Origin of the sequence: Nonomuraea diastatica (assembly GCF_004349015.1) — a bacterium.
Taxonomy (GTDB): domain Bacteria; phylum Actinomycetota; class Actinomycetes; order Streptosporangiales; family Streptosporangiaceae; genus Nonomuraea; species Nonomuraea diastatica.
Map to the genome: position 1 here is coordinate 48,244 of NZ_SMKP01000029.1, position 21,007 is coordinate 69,250.

Annotated in this window: 17 protein-coding genes, 3 tRNA genes and 1 pseudogene; 5 read left to right on the forward strand and 16 right to left on the reverse strand. The window is 71.7% G+C overall.

Annotated elements, in window-relative coordinates; translation table 11 throughout:
* Positions 1–11 precede the first annotated feature (11 nt).
* From E1294_RS13150 to E1294_RS54470, 9 genes are all read right to left on the reverse strand, one after another.
* Positions 12–860, reverse strand: a complete 849-nt coding sequence (locus tag E1294_RS13150) for a PIG-L family deacetylase (RefSeq protein ID WP_132508243.1) — start codon at positions 858–860, stop codon at positions 12–14.
* Positions 861–907: 47 nt separating this feature from the next.
* Positions 908–980: transfer RNA gene (locus E1294_RS13155), tRNA-Lys, on the reverse strand.
* A 28-nt stretch (positions 981–1,008) separates the two neighbouring features.
* Positions 1,009–1,081, reverse strand: a tRNA-Gln gene (locus E1294_RS13160).
* Positions 1,082–1,094: 13 nt separating this feature from the next.
* Positions 1,095–1,168, reverse strand: a tRNA-Ala gene (locus tag E1294_RS13165).
* 266 nt (positions 1,169–1,434) lie between these two features.
* Positions 1,435–3,306 (reverse strand): serine/threonine-protein kinase, encoded by a 1,872-nt coding sequence (locus E1294_RS13170; protein WP_220447704.1) that lies wholly within the window; start codon positions 3,304–3,306, stop codon positions 1,435–1,437.
* 126 nt (positions 3,307–3,432) lie between these two features.
* Positions 3,433–5,793, reverse strand: a complete 2,361-nt coding sequence (locus tag E1294_RS13175; RefSeq protein WP_132508247.1) for a SpoIIE family protein phosphatase — start codon at positions 5,791–5,793, stop codon at positions 3,433–3,435.
* Between the two features lie 124 nt (positions 5,794–5,917).
* On the reverse strand, positions 5,918–6,856 hold the full coding sequence (locus tag E1294_RS13180) for an aminoglycoside phosphotransferase family protein (RefSeq protein WP_132508249.1): 939 nt from the start codon (positions 6,854–6,856) through the stop codon (positions 5,918–5,920).
* 32 nt (positions 6,857–6,888) lie between these two features.
* Complete coding sequence (locus E1294_RS13185; protein WP_165977258.1) at positions 6,889–7,506, reverse strand: TetR/AcrR family transcriptional regulator; 618 nt, start codon at positions 7,504–7,506, stop codon at positions 6,889–6,891.
* A 75-nt stretch (positions 7,507–7,581) separates the two neighbouring features.
* Positions 7,582–8,013, reverse strand: a complete 432-nt coding sequence (locus E1294_RS54470; RefSeq protein WP_220447705.1) for a hypothetical protein — start codon at positions 8,011–8,013, stop codon at positions 7,582–7,584.
* 32 nt (positions 8,014–8,045) lie between these two features.
* Here E1294_RS54470 and E1294_RS54475 point away from each other — a divergent pair, with 32 nt between their 5' ends.
* Positions 8,046–8,474: a GDSL-type esterase/lipase family protein gene (locus tag E1294_RS54475; protein ID WP_220447706.1), complete on the forward strand. Its 429-nt coding sequence runs from the start codon at positions 8,046–8,048 to the stop codon at positions 8,472–8,474.
* On the opposite strand, the gene E1294_RS13195 is transcribed toward E1294_RS54475, so the two are convergent.
* The 3 genes from E1294_RS13195 to E1294_RS13205 all read right to left on the reverse strand — a co-directional run bounded on the left by E1294_RS13195 (position 8,471) and on the right by E1294_RS13205 (position 12,671).
* Complete coding sequence (locus E1294_RS13195; RefSeq protein WP_132508253.1) at positions 8,471–9,874, reverse strand: L-fucose/L-arabinose isomerase family protein; 1,404 nt, start codon at positions 9,872–9,874, stop codon at positions 8,471–8,473. The genes E1294_RS54475 and E1294_RS13195 overlap by 4 nt on opposite strands.
* Positions 9,875–10,115: 241 nt before the next feature.
* Positions 10,116–11,480, reverse strand: a complete 1,365-nt coding sequence (locus E1294_RS13200; protein ID WP_132508255.1) for a glycoside hydrolase 5 family protein — start codon at positions 11,478–11,480, stop codon at positions 10,116–10,118.
* 150 nt (positions 11,481–11,630) lie between these two features.
* The gene (locus tag E1294_RS13205) at positions 11,631–12,671 is read right to left on the reverse strand and encodes a PP2C family protein-serine/threonine phosphatase (RefSeq protein ID WP_132508257.1); all 1,041 of its coding nucleotides are present in this window, start codon (positions 12,669–12,671) and stop codon (positions 11,631–11,633) included.
* 308 nt (positions 12,672–12,979) lie between these two features.
* Here E1294_RS13205 and E1294_RS13210 point away from each other — a divergent pair, with 308 nt between their 5' ends.
* Positions 12,980–13,942, forward strand: coding sequence for a sporulation protein (locus tag E1294_RS13210; RefSeq protein ID WP_165977259.1), 963 nt, complete (start codon positions 12,980–12,982; stop codon positions 13,940–13,942).
* A gap of 33 nt (positions 13,943–13,975) precedes the next feature.
* Here E1294_RS13210 and E1294_RS54480 read toward each other — a convergent pair whose 3' ends face one another.
* Positions 13,976–14,536 (reverse strand): MFS transporter, encoded by a 561-nt coding sequence (locus E1294_RS54480; RefSeq protein WP_220447707.1) that lies wholly within the window; start codon positions 14,534–14,536, stop codon positions 13,976–13,978.
* On the reverse strand, positions 14,491–15,156 hold the full coding sequence (locus E1294_RS54485; RefSeq protein ID WP_220447708.1) for an MFS transporter: 666 nt from the start codon (positions 15,154–15,156) through the stop codon (positions 14,491–14,493). The genes E1294_RS54480 and E1294_RS54485 overlap by 46 nt, the downstream gene beginning before the upstream one ends.
* 182 nt (positions 15,157–15,338) lie before the next feature.
* Between E1294_RS54485 and E1294_RS13220 the strand changes: the two genes are divergently transcribed.
* Positions 15,339–16,892 carry an MFS transporter gene (locus tag E1294_RS13220; protein ID WP_132508259.1) on the forward strand — a complete coding sequence of 518 codons (1,554 nt, stop codon included), beginning with the start codon at positions 15,339–15,341 and terminating at the stop codon, positions 16,890–16,892.
* Between the two features lie 149 nt (positions 16,893–17,041).
* Positions 17,042–17,998 (forward strand): ArsR/SmtB family transcription factor, encoded by a 957-nt coding sequence (locus E1294_RS13225; protein WP_132508261.1) that lies wholly within the window; start codon positions 17,042–17,044, stop codon positions 17,996–17,998.
* A gap of 45 nt (positions 17,999–18,043) precedes the next feature.
* Here the strand turns inward: E1294_RS13225 and E1294_RS13230 are convergent, their stop codons facing one another.
* Both E1294_RS13230 and E1294_RS13235 read right to left on the reverse strand, forming a co-directional pair.
* Positions 18,044–18,616, reverse strand: a complete 573-nt coding sequence (locus tag E1294_RS13230) for a hypothetical protein (RefSeq protein WP_132508263.1) — start codon at positions 18,614–18,616, stop codon at positions 18,044–18,046.
* A gap of 106 nt (positions 18,617–18,722) precedes the next feature.
* Positions 18,723–20,201, reverse strand: a complete 1,479-nt coding sequence (locus E1294_RS13235) for an Nramp family divalent metal transporter (RefSeq protein ID WP_132508265.1) — start codon at positions 20,199–20,201, stop codon at positions 18,723–18,725.
* Positions 20,202–20,467: 266 nt separating this feature from the next.
* Between E1294_RS13235 and E1294_RS13240 the strand changes: the two are divergent.
* A pseudogene (locus tag E1294_RS13240) lies at positions 20,468–21,007 on the forward strand (hypothetical protein); the annotation flags it as partial.

The window sequence follows — 21,007 nt, forward strand, 5'->3', positions numbered from 1 at the left end:
GACCACGCGTGTCACCCGAGGGCGGTCTCCACGTCGCCGGTAAAAGACCCGCCGGTAAGAGGGCCGCCGGTGGCAGGCCCGCCGGGAGAGCCGCCGGTAAGAAAGTCGCCGGTGGGAGGGCCGCCGGTGAGAGAGACGCGGCGGTACCACTCGTTCGCGAGCATCAGGGCGCGGGCCGGATCGGGCAGCGCGGTCAGCATGGTCATCGACGCGCCGCGCCCGACCTCCGACTCGTGCGCGTGCATCGCGGCCCACTTGCGCTCACCCCATCGTGAGACGTCGAGGCGGGTGGTGATCTGGTCGTCGGGCACTCCGGGCAGCGTCTGCGCCGGGTCGGGATCAGCGCCGAAGACCGCCCGCCAGTGCGACAACACGACGGATCGCGGGATGGTCGCCAGGTAGAGCGCGCGCGGCCGCCAGGGCTCGCCCGCGTCACGGTGGAGCTGGTCGTAGCCCGCCGCCTCAACCGCGGCCATGGTGACACGGTGGGCGTGCACGTGATCAGGATGGCCGTAGACGCCGTAGCCGTCGTAGGTGAGCACGACGTCGGGGCGCAGGCGCCTGATGTGCTCCACCAGCCGCCCCACCGTCTCGTCGAGCGGCACGTCCACGAAGCGCGGCGCCCCGGGCGCGGACTCGGGCTTGCGCGCGTCGGCGTAGCCGAGCAGCAGCGGCTCGCCGGCGCCGAGGATGGCGAGGGAGCGCTCCAGTTCGCCGGCCCGCTGGGTGCCCTCGGCCCAGGTGCACGTCACGACCGCGGTCATGGCGCCCTCGTCGGCGTGCTTGGCCAGGGTGCCGCCCGTCCAGATCGCCTCGTCGTCCGGGTGCGCGTGCACGCACAACACACGGAACTCCGCCACGGCGTCCTCCTCACGTGATCAAGGACGGCCATGGTAGCGGAGCGACGTACCGCCCCAGGGGCTCGAACCCTGCCAATCCGGCTTAAAAGGCCGGTGCCCGACCAGCCGGGCGCGAGCGGTGTGGCGAGGACGGCGGGTCCTCGCGAAGCTGCCAGAGCACGATTCGAACGTGCACCTACCCGGTTCAGAGCCGGGCGTCCTGCCGATTAGACGATCTGGCATGGAAAAGGAGAATGGTGGACCGACAGGGACTCGAACCCTGAACTTCTGCTTGCAAGGCAGACATGATGCCTTTTCACCATCAGCCCATGTCGTGCGGAAAGAAAAGCCACCTGGAGTGTCCAGGCGGCTCGTGAGCGAATCTTGCCGGAATCACCCAGGAGCACGCCGGACCACGGCCAGACCGGCCTGGCGTTGCGCCCATTTCGTGGCGGCTGCGTGACCCATGGCTCCTCCTCCCGGCGATTGTCGTGGCCTGCTGATCGGCGGTTTGCCCGCCTCTCACGTAAACGACGATAACCAGGGCGGCCGGCACGCGCCACGGATTATTCGCGGCCTTTTCCGCCGGGCGATTTCAGGCGCGCGGAAGCCGTGCTGTGGCGGCGCGGGCCAGATCGGTCGCCACCGTGCAGAGCCGGTCCACGGGATGGTCCCCCTTGACCAGGAGGCGCACCGTCTCAGCGCCCTGCCCGCCCGGCAGGCTGCGGTAGAAGCGGTAGACCACCTGGACCAGGCAGGTGCCGTCGCCCTCGCCCTCGGGAATGAGGAAGGCGCGGTAGCCGTTCAGCCGGGTCGACGTGCCGTCCTCCGCGCTGGGCGGCCGGCCCTGGTCGAACCGGAGGCTCACGTCCATGTGACTGGTGGTGCTCTCCCAGTCGCAGTCCCAGTTGCCGAAGCCGGGGTCGGGATCGGCGGCGTCCACACCGGGGACGATCGCGAGCGCCTTAGCGGTGAGCAGCGTGCAGGCGTCCTGATGGATCAGCGAGTTCGCGGGCGGGGAACGCCGTTCGAGCGGTCCCCGGTTGAAGGCGTCGACCGCGGTGGCGGTGGCGGCGTCGGCGATGGCGCACAGCGGCGCCCTGCCCGGGTCGTACCGCTTCGCGATGACCCTCACGGTGCTGTCGTGGACGCCGGACAACACGAGCGTCCGGTAGCACGTGTCGCTCTCCTCCGGGTTCTCGACGACCGAGACGACGCCCACGGTCCGCGCCGGGGCGATCCCTTCGGGCGGCGGATCCAGGTCGAAGTCCACCAGGACGTCGACCTCGGTGTCGTCACCGGGCGGCTGGACGATGACGTCGCACCTGTCGAAGTTGCCGTACTGGCGGTCGAGCTCCGCGCGGCCGAAACCGCGGAGCGACACGGGGTCGAGCAGGGCGCAGGGGTCGGCGCCGCGGAGGTCTGCCCTGTGTACCGGCGCGGGCACCGGGGTGGGCGCGGCGGTCGCGCGAGGGTGGTCGCCGTGGACGTTGAGCCACGCGAGGATGAGGACGAGGGCGGCCGCGCCCGCCGCAGCGCTCGCCGCCACAGCGGGCCGCCACCGGCGTCGAGAGCCGGGCGGGCCGCCCGGCTCCGCCCCGTCGGCGTCCACGGGCTCGGGGACCGGCTCGTGCGCTCCGGCCACCTGTTCCAGCAGCCGCCGCGCCCCGGCCGCGTCCGGCCGGTCCGCCGGTTCTGGCCGCACCATCGCCGACAAAACGCCGGCGAGCGGGCCGACGTCGGCCTCCAGCAGGATCGAGGCCCGGGCCGCCTCACGTGCGGCGACGTAGGCGTCCGTGTCGTCCCACCCGCGCGGCTCGCCCTCGGGCGGGTGGGTCTCCTGCTGCGGCGGTGCACCCCGGCGAGGCGCCTCGCCGGCGATGAGCGCGTAGACCGTGGCCCCGAGCGAGAAGACGTCCGACTCGGGGACCGGCCGGCCCTGCATGACCTCCGGGGCCGCGTAAGCGGGGGTGAAGCTGCTCGGGCCGTTGGGGCTGATCGTCTCCACGTCGCCGGCCCGGTACGCGGCCCCGAAGTCGGCCAGCTTGGCGGCCCCGTCGCCCGTGACCACGATGTTGCCCGGCTTGATGTCGCAGTGCACGATGCCCGCGGCGTGCAGGGCGGCCACCGCGCCGGCGATCTCGGCGCCCAGGCGGGCCGCCAGGCTCGGGGGCATCGGCGGCCTGCCGTCGAGGCTTCCGCCCGGCACGTACTCCATCACCAGCCACGACGCCGCCCCGCGGCGCTTGCTCCGCACGCGGTCGTAAAGGGTGACGACGTGCGGATGGCTGAAGCGGGCCAGTGCCCGCCCCTCGGCCCAGAGCCGGTCGAAGCCGGCGGCGCCGGCCGCCGCGAGCCGCTTGAGCACGACGTCACGGCCCAGCTCGAGATCGTGTGCCAGCCAGACCTCGCCGATCCGCCCGCGCGAGAGGTTTCTGTCGAGGCGGTAGCGTCCGGCGACCCTCATGCCAAGCCGGGCCATGACCGCCGCCCTCACCCATCGCCGGAAGGGCCGTCGCAGAGAACGCACCAGGAGAATGTATCGAGTGAAAGATCGGTCACGCAGTGTTTTGGCGGAGGGCTCCGAGGGCCATCACGGGGCGCCGGCGTCGCGCAGGAGCAGGACGGCGATGTCGTCCGTGCGATGGCCGGCGGCGGCCGTGTCGATGAGTGCCGCCGCGAGGTCGCGCAGCGGCCCGCCCGGCGAGGGGGCGAAGCGGCGGGCCAGCCCGGTGATGGCGTCGCCCAGGTCGAGGCCGGGCTCCTCGATGAGGCCGTCGGTGTAGAGGGTCAGGACCGAACCGGGATCCAGGACCAGCTCCGTGGCGGCGTACTTGGCGTCGGGGTCGATGCCGAGCAGCGGCCCGGGGGAGACCTCGATGACCTGCGTGGCGGCGCCGGGGCGGCTGAGCAGCGGCGGGAAGTGCCCGGCGCTGCTCAGGCACGCGGTGCGCTCCTCCAGGTCGATGCTGAGATAGAGGCAGCTGGTGAACCGGTCGGGGGACAGCTCGGCGAGCAGCCGGTTGGTGTGCGCGAGCACCTCGCCGGGAGGCGCCCCGGCCGAGGCATGGGCGTGGATGGCGGTGCGCACCTGGCCCATAAGGGCGGCGGCGTTCATGTCGTGCCCCTGGACGTCGCCGATGACGGCCGCCGCCATGGTGGGGCTCAGGCGGATGAGGTCGTAGAAGTCACCGCCGATGTCCATGCCGGGCAGGGCGGGCACGTACCGGGCGGCCACCTCCAGGCCGGGGATCTCGGGCAGCTGGTGGGGCAGCAGGCTCGCCTGCAGGCATTGGGCGAGCTGGTGCTTGTTGTCGTAGAGCCGGGCGCGCTCGAACGCCTGCGCGATCAGCCCGCCGAGCGCCGTGAGCGTGGCCCGCTCCACGCCGCTGAAACGGTGCGGGCGTGCGTAGGCGAGCACGCATGTGCCGAAGGGCCGGCCCGAGGTGGCGAGCGGCAGGAACGCCCAGGCGTTCATGTCGTCGGCGCGGATGGAGTGGGGACGACTCCGGCGGAGCTCGTCCCACGTGGCGAAGAACGCGGGCTCGCTGGCTTCGTAGTGGTCCGGCGGGCCGGTCTGGTGGATGACGGGTCGGCTGTCGTACCGCTCGACGGCCTCCTGGCTGTAGCCGCGCGACGCGGCCACGCGCATCCGGTTGTCCTGCCAGGTGAGGATCGCCAGGGCCTGGGCGCCGTAGACGGGCATGACGTGGTCGGCGACGAGGTCGACCACCTCCTGCGCGGTCACCGCACGGGCCAGCGCGGTCGCCAGGTGCAACATCTCGTGCAGCGCCATCACGCGCGGCTGCCCAGCCATGTCCGCCACGGGGCCCACGACCGGGTCCACGACCGGGCTCACGACCGGGTCCACGACCGGGCTCACGACCGGGTCCACGACCGGGTCCACGACCGGGTCCACGACCGGGTCCACGACCGGGTCCACGACCGGGTCCACGACCGGGTCCACGACCGGGTCCACGACCGGGTCCACGACCGGATCCTCGACAGGGTCCTCGACCGGGCGGGCTACTGGGCCCGCAACCGGGCCGGCGACGAGGCTCGGCTCGACGCCGCGGGCGGCCCTGGCGGGCGCGACGCGCACGGTGACGCCCGTCAGGCCCGGATAAAGGCGGAAGGTCAGCTGCCGCGCGCCCGGGGCACAGGCGGTGAAGTGGGTGGCCTGCCGGCTGACGACCGCGGCCCGGTAGCGGTCCTCGTACGCGGGGTCGTTCAGCCACGGCAGCGACTCCCACAGCGGCCGCCCGAGCAGCTCGGACGGGCTGCGGGCGAGCAGCTCGGCGGCCGGAGCGCTGACGAGGCTCACCCGTCCCTCCGTGTCGAGGCAGCAGTACCCCTCCGGCAGACGGTTGAGACAGTCCAGCGCGAGCTGGCGGGCGCGCCGGCCCGTGTCGTTGACGGGACGCGCATCCAGGAGCCGGGGCTGGGGTCGCGGGGTGATGGGACGGCCCTGTTCGGCGGCCCGCCGGAGCAGGTCCCCGATCTCGTTGCAGGCGTGGTCGATGACGTCGCGCTGGCGCGAGGTGAGCCCGGAGGCGCCCCCCGACGGCCACAGCAGCACGAGACCGCCCCACACGGCGCCGCCCGAGCAGACAGGGGCGGTCACGGCCGCGAAGTGGTACGGCAGGGCCAGCGCCGCGGCCGGGAACGCGCGGGCCAGCTCCTCCCTGCCGCCGACCCAGATGAGCCGCTGCTCGCGTACCGACACAGCGATCGGCATGGAAGAGTTCGTCTTGACCCGGACCCTCGCCCACGCCTTGGCGATCGAGCCGGGTATGCCCACCGCCGACTCCATCTCCAGGACATGGCCGCCCTTGTCGAGTACGTACGCCATGCCGATGTGCGCTCCCGCGGCGCTGACGGCCTCGATCAGCAGTTTGTCGAAGCAGGACGATTGGCTCGTCCCGCCCAGGCCCGGGAGCTGCTCGCCGTGCATGGCCTCACCACGCGTCGCTCATGAGCGAGAGGGGCAACAATCGGACAAAACGCCACATACGGGCAGAATACACTTTTGGGTGTGAGGGGATGGTTACGATCTGGCATATCACCAGCGTGCCCCGCTAGGAGGACGGCAGCTCCAGCGGCGGCCGGGCCCGCCACTGGACGACCAGGGGCTCCAGCATGGCGGTCAGCTCCGGCATCCGTCCGGCCAGAGCCAGGGCCGCCACCGTCTGGAGCAGCCGGGCTCCCTCCATGAACTCCAGCAGCGACCGGTTCACCTGCCCGCCGCCCGCCCGCTCGTACGCCTCGACCGCGCGCGGCCCCGCACCGGCCAGGTCCCACTCGACCGGGCCCAGCGTGACGTCCTCGAAATCGCTGAACAGGTGTCCCCCGGCCGTCAGCAGCACGTTGTACGGCGGCGAGTCGCCGTGCACGGCCTGCAGGCGGGCACCGGGAAAGAAACCGGGCAGGTCACGGGCCAGGGCCTCGACCACGGCGTTCTCCCGCTCGGCCCGGTCCAGGTCCGCTGTGGTCAGGATGCCGGGCCTCTCGCGCAGCTCGGCCAGCGACAGCGCCGTCCCCGGCACCAGCGGCGCCAGCACCGGCAGGTCGCCGGGGTAGCCGGCCATGAGCCGGTGCAGCTCGGCCACCCACCCGGTCTGCTCCACGAACCTGTCCTCCAGCTCGTCCGGGGGAGCGGCGGCGATGGGGTCGCGTTCGTCCACGTACTGCCAGAAGGTCAGGGACATCCCGCCGCTCTCCACCGGCTCGCGCGGCACCAGAGGGCTCGGCGGCACCACGGGCGCGCCCCGGTCGGCCAGCCAGCCCGTCACGGCCAGCTCCCGCCGCTGCCGGCCGGCCTGCTCCGCTGCGGGCGACAGGGCCAGGGTCGGCACGCGGACCACCACCGGGTCGGGAGCGAGGTGCACCAGCACGTTGAACACGTCGTGCAGCACGCGCGGCTCCAGCGCGCGCAGCCCCAGCCGCCGCCCGGCCGAGACCGCCAGTCGCATCGCCTGCTCGGCCCGCTCGCTGAGGGCGTCTCCGGAATCAGCCATGCGGGTGATCATGTCCGGGACCTGGCCGGTCGTCAATCCGGCAGGCGCAGGACGCGGTCGAGCAGCTGGTGCATGTGAGCGCGGAACCGGGCCAGCAGCGCGGGATCGCTCATGCCGATCCGGTGGCCGGTCCCGTCGAGGATCCCGCTCAGCGTGAAGCCGTGGATGCACCACACGATCGTGTACGTGAGCAACGGTGGATCGGCCTCGGCCGGCTCAGCGAGCGTGGCGAAGCCGTCGACGAACTGCTGGGTCAGCGGCTGGAGGCTGTGCGCCTCGAGGTGATCGATGTCGCTGGCGTCGGACATCCAGCGGTGTGTCCACAAGGCGGGGATCTCGGGATGTCCGGCGCAGAGGTCGATGTACGCGTCGACGAAGCGGTGCAGCGCCTCCAGGCTCCGTCCCGGCGGGCCGGCCTGCGCGTCGCGGGCCGGCTGCTCGACCGCGGCGGCGAGCGCCCGCTGGGCATGCTCCATGACCTCCAGGTAGAGGCCTCTCTTGGTGGGGAAATAGCGGGTCGCTGTGGCCACGTCCACCCCGGCGGCCTCGGCCACCTGCCCCATCGACGTCGCGTCGTAGCTGAGGGCGGCGAACAACCGGATCGCCGCCCGCAGGATCGCCTCCCGTTCGCCGGTCTCTGGAGTGTCCATGGACGCGACCATAGGCGCGGTGCGCTGACCGGCACATCACTTGATCCGCAAGCCCGGGTAAAAGTAGCTTCCCGATCATGCTTTCGCCCGGCAGGCGCAGATCCGATAGAAATGTTCGGTGTCGTCGAGAAACATTTCTCCCAGGCGCTGGGTCAGCACGTGGACGGCCATGCCGCAGCTCACCGAGCCCGGCAACATGCCGCCCCCGCCGTACACGAAGGACGGCCTGGTGCTGGCCGGCGGCACGCTGCGGCAGAGCGTACGCGTGTCGGCGGGCGGGTCGCGGCTGCGGGTGCGCTTCTCCAACGCGTTCGGCGGCGCGCCGCTGCCCATCACCGCCGCCTCCGTGGCGCTCCCCGAAGGCGGGCGGGCCGGGGTGAGCACGATCCGGCCGGGGACCGCGCGGCCGGTGACGTTCTCCGGCAGGCCCTTCGCGGTCGTGCCGGTCGGGGCGCAGGTGGTGTCCGACCCGCTGGACCTCGCGCCGGCGCCCGGCTCGGTCCTCACCGTGACCCTCCACCTGGCCGACGGGCCGCGACGTGCTCGCCCAGAGCGGCGTACGGTGGTTGATCGTGCTGGCGGGCGTCAACGACATCGGCACCGCGCCGGCCACCCGCCCGGCGCAGAAGCGGGTCGCCGAGGACCTGATCGCCGCCTACGAGCAGATCGTCGTTCGGGCGCACGCGCACGACATCCGCGTGTACGGTGGCACGCTCACGCCCTTCGGGGGCAACATCCCGTACGACGACGCCCCAGGCCACCGCGAGGGGGCCAGGCAGACGGTCAACGACTGGATCCGGACCGGCGGGAGGTTCGACGCCGTGATCGACTTCGACCGGGCGGCCCGCGACCCGGCCGCGCCCCGGCGGCTCCTGGCCGAGCTCGACCTGGGCGACCGCCTGCACCTCAACCCCGCGGGCCACCGGGCGCTGGCCGACGCGGTGCCCGCCGGGCTCCTCACCGCCTAGATCTGGACGAACTCGAGGTCGAGGAGATGAGCCAGGGATCTGAGCTCGCCGGCGCGGTGGCCGGTGCCGAGGGCCCAGTGGTGTGACATGCCGGTGGCGCTCCACTCGTCGGTCCACTCGCCGGGGTCGCGGCCGAAGTCGACGCGGGAGGTGGTGTTGCCGATCTGCAGGTGGGGCCCGTCGACTGTCTCGCCCTCGGACGCGAGGAAGGCGAAGCGCCCGTCGCGGCGCTGGATGATCCCGAACGCGGTGACCGGTCCGTGCTTGACGTCGAACTCGACCGAGACGCCCCAGCCGCGCTTGCCGTGGTAGACGCCGAGGCCGCGCAGCAGCGGCTTCCTGGCGCTGATGGCGAGGTGGGCGGGCCCGTCGTGGCCCATCTCGACGTGACCGCGGTGGAAGTCGAGCGCCTGGAACTCGGTGAAGGAGCCGCCCGCGCCGAGCCGGTCCATGACGAGCATGGCCAGGCTGGTGCGCAGTTCGTACTCGCCGGCGGCGGGGATGCCGCGGGCGGTGAGCAGGGAGGCGCCGAGGATCATGCCGGCGCCGAGGCGCTCGTGCGTCTCGCCGTCCAGACCGCGGTGGTAGTAGGCCAGGCTGTCCAGCTCGAAGTCGGCCACGAGCCGGTCGAGGCCGACCGAGACGCGGCAGGCCCAGTCGAGGTCGGTCTCGTTGACGGAGTCGGCGAAGTCGAAGATCTTCTCGGTCTCGGCGCGCTTGGCCGCGGCCTCGGCGTCGGTGACCTTCTCCACGCGCACCCGCAGGTCGTCGAACTCGAGCACCTCGACGTGCCCGCCGAAGTTCGCGCTCACCAGCGTCAGGTCGGTGGACACGTCCAGCATGCCGGGATACAGGTGACCCATCAGGCCGTGCCGCCCGTGCCGCAGCGCGGCCCTGGCGGCGGCGGCCCGCACCCAGCCGCCGATGCGCTTCCAGGCCCGCTCGTCCTCCAGGTAGCCGGACACCGAGCGGAACGGGATGCCGCACCGCTGGAAGGCGTTGGCCATCTCGGGCAGCGGGCAGGCGCCGCAGTAGGCCAGCCACTGGCCGGTGTCGAAGGTCGCGTGGTCCATCGACTCGGTCGGCTGCAGGTTGATCAGCAGCACGGGAGCGCCGCTGCGCTGCGCGATCGGCACCAGCATCGTGGCCGTCATGTACGTGGTCAGGAAGCCGACGATGAGGTCGCAGTCCGCGGCCCGCAGCTTCTCGGCCGCGACCGCTCCCTCCTGCGCGTCGGAGATGAACCCGACGTCGACGATCTCCGCGTCCAGCTCCCGCATGCGCTCCGAGACCCGTGCCGCCGAGCGCTGGAGCTGGGGGAGGAGGTCGGGGAACTGGGGCCAGTACGCTCCCAGCCCTCCGGCCACGAGCCCTACGCGTACCTGCCTGGTGCTGGCCATGGTGCTGCCCTCCGATGCGGCTTCACCGCGCAAAACGTTTTACCTGGATCGGCCTCACCGGGACGGTATTGTGGCGGCAGCAGATGGTCAAGAGGCCGTTCCTGGGTATTGACACGTTTCAATCCACCAGGCGACGGCCGAGGAAACCGGTGACCGCCCGGTGACCGCGCGGCCGCGCATCGGGCCACCCTCATCGAACTGATCGGTTCGGCCAGGAAAATGGCAGACGCCGCACCGGCCGCTAGCGGCCGCTCCACTTGATCTCATACGACTTGAGCGTGAACTGCGTGCCGTCGACGGTCGTTGTCACCTGACCGTCGGAGGTGTTGACCAGCAGCAGCTGCTCCGGCTGGGCCAGCACCCTGACCTTGGCATCGGACGAGGTGACCGCCTCCAGCTCGGCCCCGGCGGGGAACCACTTCGTGAAGCCGGCCACCAGCCTGGCCGTGGGCTGCTCGGCGCCCGTGCGCGGCTCCCACAGGCAGGCCGGGCAGCGGCCCTCCTTGGCCTGCGGGTTCCAGTAGAGTGCCGTGGTGACGCCGCTCCGCGCGAACTCGATCATCGAGGCGGCCTGTACGGCGAGCCGCTTGCGCTCGCGCCACGTGGTGCCGTCCTCCGGCACGAAATACCACTCCGACCACCACACCGGCAGGTCGCCGGTCTTGTCGCGCAACCACTGGGTGACCGCGCTGAACTTGCTCAGCGCCCCGAACTCGTCAGGCAGCAGCTCGTGGGCGTCGGTCACCGACGCGCCGTCGACCACGACGAAGTCGGCGCCCTTCTTGTGCTCGAACCAGTAGGTGAAGGCGTCGAGGACGTGCTGGTTGACGACGCCCCACTCGCCGCGCAGCTCGGTGTCGCCGCCCTTGTTGCTGTCGAAGCCGAGGTAAGGGCCGCCGATCCGGGCGTCGGGCCGCGCCGCCTTCACCGCGTCGTACACCTTGTTGTACAGCTCGGTGTATCCCTTGTAGTCGGCGGGCTTGGAGTGGTCCTTCCAGAAACCCTTGAACTCGTTCCACACCATGAAGTATTTGACGTCTTTGTACCGCGTGGCGACGGCCGCTGACAGCTTGGCGAAGTCGTCGAAGTGTTCGGGGTAGGGGGCGTCCTCCAGGTGCTCGGCCCAGCCCTCCTCCGACGTCGGGCCCTCGGGACCACCCTTCATCCAGTCGGGGGCGCAGCAGAGCGTGATGACCGGCGTGGCGCCCGACTGCCTCATGAGGTTCATCCGGCTGTCGAGGTCTTCCCAGACGTACTGCCCGGGGCGCGGCTCGGGGTTGAAGGCCCCGAAGCCCATGATGTGCTGGTTCTGCAGCATTGGGGTCTTGGCGAACCGGCCGGACACCCGCTGCTCGAACTCCTGGGTGATGTTGTTGGCGCTGACGCCGGTGTGCGTGAACCCCCAGCGAGGCCAGCCGTCCTCCACCTGCGGCGGCTTCCCGGCCACGCCGGCCTCGCTCGGCGACGCCTGGGGCGCGGCGGTGGTCTTCTGCACGGCGGGAGGCCGCTGCTGCGCGGACTGGTCCAGCAACGAGCAGCTCGTGACGGCCAGCGTCACCGCCATGGCCGCCGCCGAGGCGGCCGCCCGCCCGAGCTGCCGGCTCATCCATCCCGGTTACCCGAAGTCACCCGACCCTCACCGATCCTCCCGTCGACATGACGCCAGTAGCGTTCCACGGGCTGAGGAGGCTGGACGCGCCGAGCGGCTGGTTCACAGTCAATCGTTATCGTTCGGCGTCTTTCGGCGACGCGGGTCTCACGAGCCGCGGCGGTGCAGCAGCAACATCGCGGCGTCGTCGAGCAGCGGCCCGCCCGCGTGCTCCACGAGGTCGGCCCGCAGCGTGTCCAGCGCGGTCTGCGGGTCGGGGAGCGTCAGGAGAGTGGCGCGGTCGGTGAGCGGGTAGAACTCGCCCGCCGCGTTCCTGGCCTCGATGACGCCGTCGGTGACGAACAGGATGCGGTCGCCCTCGCCGAACGGGATGCGGTGGGGCTTGGCCGCCGCGGCGTCGAGGGCGCCGAGGCCGAGCGGCAGCCCCTGCTCGGGCGGCTCCATCGTGGCGCACGTGCCGTCGGGCCTGATCAGCAGCGGCGGTGGATGGCCGAAGTGCACCAGCGTCATCTCGCCCGCGTGCACCTCGGCGACGGTCGCCGTGACGAACTGCTCGTCGTCCAGGTGCCGGGTCAGGCTGACCTCCAGCCGCTCGCCGATGTCGGTCAGCTCGGCCTCGTCGTAGGCGGCCTCGCGGAAGGCGCCGAGCACCCAGGCGGCCGTCTCGACCGCGGCCAGGCCCTTGCCCTGGACGTCGCCGATCAGCAGGCGAACGCCGTGCGGCGTCGTGACGACCTCGTACAGGTCGCCGCCGATCTGGGCCTCGGCCGCCGCCGAGGTGTAGGAGAGCGCCACCCGCAGGTCTCCCGCCCGCCGCGGCACCGGCCGCAGCAGCACCCGCTGGGCGACCTCGGCGACCTGCCGGACGCTGGCCAGCTCGCGCTCGCGCTCCAGCCGCAGGCGGGCGGCCAGCATGCTGGCCGCGGTCACGCCGGCGATGCTGACGACCGTGAGGTTGTTCTGCCAGTGGAGCACCAGGTCGTTGTAGGACGCCAGGAACAGGCAGATGGCCAGCGCCACCGCGCCCACCGCGGAGGTCCGCCGCACCCCGCCCGACAGCGAGGCGAAGGCCGGACCCAGTGTGAGCAGCGGCAGGAAGATGAGTGTCGGGCCCGCCAGCACGTCGAGGACGGCGACGCAGAACATGACGGCGAAGGGCAGCCACCGCAGCGCCCGCAGGGATCTCATCTGCCCCCTCGCATCGCCATGTGCGTGTCTCGCTTGGCCCACTGTTAGCCCGCCGATCCCGGTCAACGAAAAATGAAACATCAATGATCGGCCATATACAAGCATGGCGCAGTGCATGTCGCTTGCGGCCCGCGCGGGACGGCGTCAGGCGGGAGGCAGCGTGATGCGGTTCCGCGAGCGGGCCGCGTCCTTGGCACACGGAACATGAGGGACGCTTCCAGCACCTGCTCGGCCGGCGGAACTCCGGGCGGGTGCAGATCGTTGGGTCAGCGGCACACAACCGATCTTGCAACAGGGAGAACAGAGTCGTGGTCTTCAAACGGATGCTGGGTGCTTTCGGCGTCGGCGCGCCCTCGGTGGACACCGTCCTGTCCGCCCCCCGGACCCGGCCGGGCGGCACGCTGGAAGGGGAAGTACGGCTCAAAGGCGGAGACTTCGACGCCGAGATCGAGCACATCACGCTCGGGCTGGTGGCCCGGGTCGAGATGGAGCACGGCGACGGCGAGCAGGCAGGGCTCGGCGAGTTCTCCCGCACCGAGGTCTCCGGTCCCTTCACGCTGGCCAAGGGCGAGCAACGGGTCATCGGTTTCCGGTTCCCCGTCCCGTGGGAGACGCCGATCAGCGAGATCGGCGGGCAGCCGCTGACCGGCATGGCCGTGGGGGTGCGGACCGAGCTGGCCATCGCCAAGGCCGTCGACAAGGGCGACCTCGACATGGTGGCGGTCGAGCCGCTGCCCTCGCAGCTGCGCATCCTGGAGGCGTTCCTGCAGCTCGGCTTCGGCTTCAAGGCGGCCGACCTGGAGGCGGGGCAGCTCCACGGGGTGCGGCAGGAGCTGCCGTTCTACCAGGAGATCGAGTTCTACCCGTCCGGACCTTACTCGGGGCTGGTCGGCGAGGTCGAGGTGACCTTCGTGGCCGACGCTGCGGGGTTGCAGGTCGTGCTGGAGGCCGACAAGCGCGCCGGCCGCTACTCCTCCGGCGACGCCATCGGCCGTTTCCACGTCAGCCACGACGACGCCCTCGTCACCGACTGGGCGGGCGAGCTGGGCCGCTGGCTCGACAGCCTGTCCCAGTACGCCGGGCACGGCGGTCACCACGGTCATCACGAGCACTACGGTCACCACGAGGGGCACCACGGCGGGCCCGGCCTGGGCATGGTCGCCGCGGCCGGCGCGGCGGGCGTGGTCGGCGGTCTCGTGGCGGGCGAGGTCGTGGAAGAGGTCGTCGAGGAGTTCTTCGAGGGCGACGAGGAGGAGGGCGGCGACTGGTGACCCGCCGCTGAACGCGCGCCGCGGCCTGTCCGGTCAGGGGTCGACGGGCAGGCGGCGGGCGGCGACGCCGGCCCAGCCAAGGCCGAGCGCGGTGAGCAGGAGCACACCCCCGGCTCCCGCGCCGGCCGCCACGAGGCCGGCGGCGCCGGGCAGCAGGAGCTGGCCGGTGCGGTTGCCGACCAGGCGGAGCGACATGGCGCGGCCGCGCAGCCCTGGCGGCGCCGACTCGGCCAGCCACGACATGGTCAGCGGCTGCCCCACGCCGAGCCCGAACCCCAGGACGACCAGCACCGGCACGAGCAACCACAGCGGCATCGGCAGGGGGGTGAGCAGCATGGCGACGGCCGCCCCCACGGTGCTGCCGACCAGGAGCCGCCGCCTGCCGACGGCGCGCGAGAGGCTGCCGAGGAAGAAGCGCGAGGCCATGGACGCCAGGCCGCGCACGGTCAGCAGCAGCCCGATCGTCCCCGCGGTCAGTCCGTGCTCGGTGCCCAGCGCCGGCAGGTAGACGAGCGTGATGTCGACGGCCGCCAGCACCACGCAGCTCGTCACCAGCGCGTGCGCGAGCCCGGGACGGCGCAGCAGGGAGCGCACATCGCCGCCCGCGTCCTGCTCGCCGGCCTCGGGGCGAGGGCTGCGCGCGAGCGCCGCCGACAGGGCGACGAGCACGGCGGACAGGCCGCACGACCACAGAAGATGCGGCCGGTGTCCGGGATGGCCTGCTCCCCGCCGAACACGGCGATCAGCACGGGCCCTGCCGCCTGCCCGAGCGAGGCGGCGAACGTGTAGCGGCCGAACGCGGCGTCGTGGCCGCCGTGCCTGGTGGTGTTGGCCACCAGCGCCTGCTGCGCGATGACGCAGCCCAGATGGCCGGTGCCGAGCAGGATCCCGGCCGTGACGAGCCCGGGGACGGTGTGGCCGAGCGCCAGGAACGCCGCGCTGGACGCCGTCAGCAGCAGTGACCCCGTCACGGCCACGCGCCGCTCGCCGTAGCGGTCGGTGATGTGCCCGGCGGGCAGGGCCAGCAGCAGCGGCGCGATCGCGAAGCTGGCGCCGAGCAGCCCCAGCCACGCGGCGGGCACGCCCAGGTCGATCGCCCGGTAGGCCATGGTCGGGCGGAGCACGAACGTGATGACCTGGGTGGCCACGGCATGCGCCAGCAGCACGGCGATCGCGTGCCGTGGATGCCCGTGCTCGGCCGCCGGTTCGCGCATCGCCGTCCTGCCTCGTTCCGTGGGCCCGTTATAACCACCGCACGCGCCCCGCCTTAGTGATACTTGCCCACTTCATCATCTTGTGGCGTGACATGTGTGGTTATAGAGGGAGAGAAGCGTCACAGGTTATAACCGTGTGCAGAATTGACCTCAACTCGACTTGAGGTCCTACCGTGGCCGATATGAATGAGATTGCTCCCGCACAGGCGGGCTGGCGGGAATGGACCGGTTTGTCCGTGCTCATCCTCCCCACCCTGCTGCTGTCGATCGACATATCCGTCCTGCACCTGGCCGTGCCGGCCCTGACCGAGGATCTGCGGCCGACCGGCTCGGAGTTGTTGTGGATCTCCGACATCTACGGGTTCCTCATCGCGGGCTTCCTCATCACGATGGGCACGCTCGGCGACCGCGTCGGGCGCAGGAAGATCCTGCTGATCGGCGGCGCCGCGTTCGCGGGTGCCTCGGCGCTCGCGGCGTACGCGCCGACGGCGGAGTTGCTGATCGTGGCCAGGGGCCTGCTCGGCGTCGCCGGCGCCACGCTGATGCCGTCCACGCTGTCGTTGATCAGCAACATGTTCCGGGACCCCGGGCAGCGCACCCGCGCCATCAGCCTGTGGATGACCGGGTTCATCGGTGGCATGGTGATCGGGCCGTTGGTCGGCGGCGTGCTGCTGGAACACTTCTGGTGGGGGTCGGTCTTCCTGGTGAACGTGCCCGTCATGGTGGTGTTGCTGGTGGCCGGGCCGCTCCTGCTGCCGGAATACCGCAACCCAGGCTCGGGCCGCCTCGACCTGGTGAGCGTGGCGCTCTCGATGGCCGCGGTGCTGCCCGCGATCTACGGCGTGAAGGAGCTCGCCGCCGGCGGGTTCGGCTGGGGCCCGGTGGCCGGCATCGCGGCGGGGCTGGCCCTGGGCGCCGTGTTCATCCGGCGCCAGCGGCTGCTCGCCGATCCGCTCCTCGATCTCACGTTGTTCGGCGACCGCAAGTTCAGCGCCTCCCTCGGCACGCTCATGCTGGTCACCATGATCGGCCCCGGGCTGGGCCTGCTCGCCGGCCAGTACCTGCAGCTCGTCGAGGAGTTGTCCCCGCTCGAGGCCGGGCTCTGGATGCTGCCGATGAGCGCCGCGTTGATCGTCGGCTTCGCCGTCACCCCGGTGCTGGCCCGCCGGTTCCGCCCGGCCCACGTCATCGCGGGCGGGCTGGTGGTCGGCGTGCTCGGCATGCTGCTGTTCACCCAGGCGGGGAGCTCCAGCGGGCTGGCGTACGTGGTGATCGGGCAGTCGATGTTCTTCGCCGGCAGCTCCCCGCTGATGGTGCTCGGCATCGACATGGTGGTCGGCGCCGCCCCGCCGGAGCGGTCCGGTTCGGCCTCGGCGCTGTCCGAGACGGGGCAGGAGTTCTCCGCCGCGCTCGGGCTCGCCGTGCTCGGCAGCCTCGCCACGGTCGTCTACCGGGCGAGCCTGTCCGTACCGGAAGGGACGCCGGACGTGGCCGCGGACGCGGCGCGCGACACCCTCGGCGGGGCCGTCGGAGCCGCCGCGGGCCAGCCCGCGGGCGTCGCCGCCGAGCTGCTCGCGACGGCCAGGAGCGCGTTCTCCGACGGGCTGGCCGCCGCCGGGGCCGCGAGTGCCGTGATCATGCTGGCGGCCGCGGTGCTCGCGGTCACGTCGCTGCGCCGGGTCCCGCCGATCGGCTCGACCGCTCCCGTCCAGGAAGCCGAGCACGCGGCCACGTGACCTGAGCGTGCGCTGACCTGCCGCATCAACGTGTAACCGGACTGTAAGTCAGGAGAAAGCGACAGGAATAGGTTGATGCGCACCTGATCGAGTTCCCCGACTTCAAGGAGTCCGACGTAACCAGCACCGCTGTGTGGAGCGAACTGCGCATGACCTCCACGCCCCAGCTGTCCATCTCGATCTCACCGCACCTCACCGCCCTGGCGATGATCTCCGACGCGCTCGCCGGACGCCGCCGCGGCCTGCCGGAGCTCTGGCGCAAGGAGATCGGCTCGAGCGTCCGGCCGCAGGGGCACCAGGCCGTGCGGCCGCTCGCCGCCCCCGGCTACTCGGTGGTCCCCGACAGCCTCGTGCCCCGCACGCCCACCAGCGGGGACGTCTCGGTGCAGGACCAGATCGACACCCTGCGGGACCTCCCACGCGACGCCCTGATCAAGGACCTGGAGCAGGCGTTCGGCGACAGGCCGCTGCCGGCGCACTGGCGTCCCGCGGCCGAGCGGCCGGACCGCTGGCTGCACGGCTACGCCGGCGCACTCGCCGACGTGTGGGACACCACGGAACCGCTGTGGCGCCGCGCCCGCCCCCTGCTGGACAGGGAGATCCGGCGGGTCGGCGTCGCCACCGTCCGCGGCGGCCCGGAACTGCTGCTCGGTGCGCTCAACCACCGCATCACGTACGGCGAGTGCGGGCTGATGATCGCCGACGTCGAGTCCAGCACGTACGAGCTGGGCGACAGGAAGATCGTCCTGGTGCCCATGCTGGCCGGCAAGGACGCGGTCATCGTCAGCCTGGACAACGAGGACGCGGTGTGGATCGCCTACCCGGTGCCCGGAGCCGACCAGCTCTGGCACCGGCCCGCGGGAACGGCGCACGGCGAGTTGTCGGCGCTGATGGGGCCGGTCCGCGCGGACCTGCTCGGCGCGATCGGACAGCCCATGACCATGAGCATGCTGGCCGGCGACATGCAGGTGGCGCCCAGCAGCATCACGTACCACTGCGACCGGCTCATCGCCGCCCAGCTCATCAGCAGGGAGCGGCGCGGCCGCGAGGTGTGGATCGCCCGCACCCCGCGCGCCGAGGAACTGCTGGAGATGTTCCGCCGCTGAGGAGAGGGCGCGCCGGAGCCCGGCGCGCCCTTTCGCACGCGTGCGTCAGCCCGCCTGGCGGAACTGGTAAAGGAGCGGGCCGTCGAGCTTCCAGCCCGGCTCGTTCGCCAGGATCTTGCGGGTGTGGGACGCGATCGCGAGGCGCCATCTGTTCTCGCCGGTGAGGCGGAACACCTTCACCTCGCCACCCGCCCCGGCCGAGGCGGGCGCGTAGCCCAGCACGCCGTCGTAACGGAACCTGCCCGAGGTCACCAGGCGCTCCCGCTCGGCCACGGAGGCCGTGACGATGTACGACGCCTTCTTCGTCCAGCGCAGCCGGTAGAGCGGCTTGCCACCGCGGAACGGGGCCCGCGAGAGGTAGTAGAGCGGTGTCCGCGTGACCTTCCAGCCGTGCTTGCCGACCGCGGCGTCCCTCTCCGACGCGCTCGACGTGTAGAAGAACCCGCCGTCCTTCGTCACCAGCTCGTAGAGCTTCGCGCGCTTCCCGGCGGCGCTCGTGGCGGACGTGCCCGCGGTGGCGGAGGACGGCGTGGCGACGCCGAGGGAGAGCGTGGCGCCGAGCGTCACCGCCAGCCCGAGGCCGGCGGGACGAGTCAGGCGGCCGAACGACAAGGCCATGAAAGGGTTCCCTTCGATGCGCTGACAAGTGAGCGTCAAGCTAGCAGCGGCCCGGAAGGAACCCGATCATTTCGGCGAACGTAGAAGTGTGGCGTTCCGGAAGGGTTCAGAACGTCACCAGCGGATCCCCGACGAAGTCGGCGATGAAGTTGACGAAGAAGAACCCGAAGAACAGGAAGTTCAGCACGAGGATGACGTAGTGCCACGGCCGCGGGCGGGCCGGGCGCGGGAGCTTGCTGTTCAGATACATCAGCAGGAACGGATAGAGCAGCGCGCCCAGGTTCGACATGTTGGCCGACCACTCCACCAGGGCCACCGGCAGCGACTGGAAGATGATGATCGAGATGACGATCAGCAGCACGATCATGAACGGGTAGTAGAAGCGCCGCGGGTCGCCCTGGATGAGGGCGCGCAGGCGCGGGCTCGTGGCGTTGGCCGCGTCCGTCGTCACCCGGACCATCGCCTCGAAGATCCCGAGCTGCGTCGAGAACAGCACCAGCACGCCCAGCAGGAGCCCGATGAAGAAGACCGCCTGCCCGTACTCCGCGCCCAGCGCGGAGGCCACGAACGTCGGGACGTTCTCCCGCGTCGGTTTCTCGCCCGACAGCGTGACGGCGTGCGACATGAGGATCGTGGGCAGCAGCATGCCGAGGATGGCGCCGACGAAGAACACGCCCCACATGTCGACCATCAGCAGGCGGTACCACCTGCGCCACAGCCCCCGGTTACGAGCGTCGTCGGGGAACGTGACACCGCTGGCCATGATCTCGCGCCGCTCGCCGCGCAGGCCGGAGATGAAGCCGACGCGGTAGCCCATGCCGTAGCCCTTGTCACGGTAGTGGCCCATGACGTACCAGTTGAGCCCCGAGGCCAGCGCGGTGAACCCCGCCAGGCCGCCGAGCTGCGTGGCGGTGATCCCCTCGGGTGGCGCGGCCGGGGTGATGAAGCCGAGAATGCCCTCCCACCACTGGCTGAACGGCACCACGAGCAGGTCCACGGCCAGCAGGGCGAGCAGGACGGAGCCGACCAGCACCCAGTTCGCCAGCTCCAGCACGCGGCTGATCCGGCGCGCCAGCGCGGTTATGACGAACACCAGCACCAGCAGGGCGACGGCCCACCAGCGCGGCTCCAGGTCCGAGGCGGCGGGCGGCGCGCCGTGGATCAGCGCGTAGACGCCGTTCCCCGCCGACGAGGCCCAGCCGCCCGCGATGAACGCGAAGATCACGATCACGACCGAGAGCGGCACCCAGAGCGGCCAGCCCGGCGGCACCCGCCCCCAGCCGACGACCGGCGTCTCACCCGTCGCGAGGATGTAGCGGGAGCATTCGACGTTGTAGAACGTCTGCAGCAGCGCCGAGACCAGGATCACCCAGCCGACGCCGATGAAGCCGTACTGGCCCACACTCAGGGGCCCGAGCAGCCACTCGCCGCTGCCGATCGAGATGCCGAGAGCGATCAGGCTCGGGCCGACGGCGTACTTGAAGAGTTCCCTTGGGCCGATCTTGGAGACCCTGAAGACCTCCTCAGGCGTGGGCAGGTCGGTGACTTCGAGATCCGGACGGCTGACTCCGAGTGGGTGCGACATCTCACTGCCTCCTGCGTTCACAGTGATCCCGAACCACGGCCGCAGCAAGACCCAATCGTGCGTACGGATCGGGCTCGTTTCCCGGTACGCGAGGCCGTTCAAGGCCTGATCGATCCACCGGGCGCGTCGGGTGGTGCGTCGGGCCTATTCTTCGGTTCGTCAGTGGGTCTCGCTGAGGGGGTGGTCGAGTGCGACGATCCGCACGGCTCGCGGCGACCGGCCGGGATGCGCGTCTCCCGGTGATCGGGAACCGCGCATCCCGGCCGATGCCGGTGATCGGGCTGGCCGTGCTGCTCGCCGGTTGCGCTTGCGCGGGGCCCGCCCCCACCGCGCCGCCCGGCACGGCCGGTCCTTCCTCTGGAGGCGCGATCACCCCTCGGCCGCGCCCCGGCGCGCCGCTGCCGCCGATCCCCGCGGTCCCGGCCCGCTGCCCCCAGCCTCCACCCTCGGCCGACGACCTCAGACCCGAGCCCGCCGCAGCGAGCGCCTGGCGGGTGCTCTGGCGCGACGAGCACCCCGGCGCGCTGGACGATCTCGCAGTGGGCCGGGACGGTGCCGTGTGGGTGGCCCACTCCACACAACGGGTGTCCGCCGGCGTGACGGAGACCCGCTTCGCGGGACTACAGCGGTGGGACGGCAGGCGCCGGCGCTCGTTCCCACTGCCCGGAGCGCAGGTCACCGCGCTGGGGGCGATCTCCCGCGACCAGGCGTGGGCGTACGGGTCGATGGGCGGGCAGCCGGGCCTGGTGGCCGCCTACACGGACGACACGCTCGTTCCCCGGCACCTCATCACCTCACCCCCGGCC

Bases quoted from the DNA above. Each gene is read 5' to 3' on its own strand.
- E1294_RS13220 (WP_132508259.1), top strand. From the start codon at position 15,339: ATGAATGAGATTGCTCCCGCACAGGCGGGCTGGCGGGAATGGACCGGT.
- E1294_RS13205 (WP_132508257.1), bottom strand. From the start codon at position 12,671: ATGAGATCCCTGCGGGCGCTGCGGTGGCTGCCCTTCGCCGTCATGTTC.
- E1294_RS13180 (WP_132508249.1), bottom strand. From the start codon at position 6,856: ATGGCTGATTCCGGAGACGCCCTCAGCGAGCGGGCCGAGCAGGCGATG.
- E1294_RS13200 (WP_132508255.1), bottom strand. From the start codon at position 11,480: ATGAGCCGGCAGCTCGGGCGGGCGGCCGCCTCGGCGGCGGCCATGGCG.
- E1294_RS13170 (WP_220447704.1), bottom strand. From the start codon at position 3,306: ATGAGGGTCGCCGGACGCTACCGCCTCGACAGAAACCTCTCGCGCGGG.
- E1294_RS13235 (WP_132508265.1), bottom strand. From the start codon at position 20,201: ATGTCGCACCCACTCGGAGTCAGCCGTCCGGATCTCGAAGTCACCGAC.
- E1294_RS13185 (WP_165977258.1), bottom strand. From the start codon at position 7,506: ATGGACACTCCAGAGACCGGCGAACGGGAGGCGATCCTGCGGGCGGCG.
- E1294_RS54485 (WP_220447708.1), bottom strand. From the start codon at position 15,156: ATGCGCGAACCGGCGGCCGAGCACGGGCATCCACGGCACGCGATCGCC.
- E1294_RS13175 (WP_132508247.1), bottom strand. From the start codon at position 5,793: ATGCACGGCGAGCAGCTCCCGGGCCTGGGCGGGACGAGCCAATCGTCC.
- E1294_RS13225 (WP_132508261.1), top strand. From the start codon at position 17,042: ATGACCTCCACGCCCCAGCTGTCCATCTCGATCTCACCGCACCTCACC.
- E1294_RS13195 (WP_132508253.1), bottom strand. From the start codon at position 9,874: ATGGCCAGCACCAGGCAGGTACGCGTAGGGCTCGTGGCCGGAGGGCTG.
- E1294_RS13230 (WP_132508263.1), bottom strand. From the start codon at position 18,616: ATGGCCTTGTCGTTCGGCCGCCTGACTCGTCCCGCCGGCCTCGGGCTG.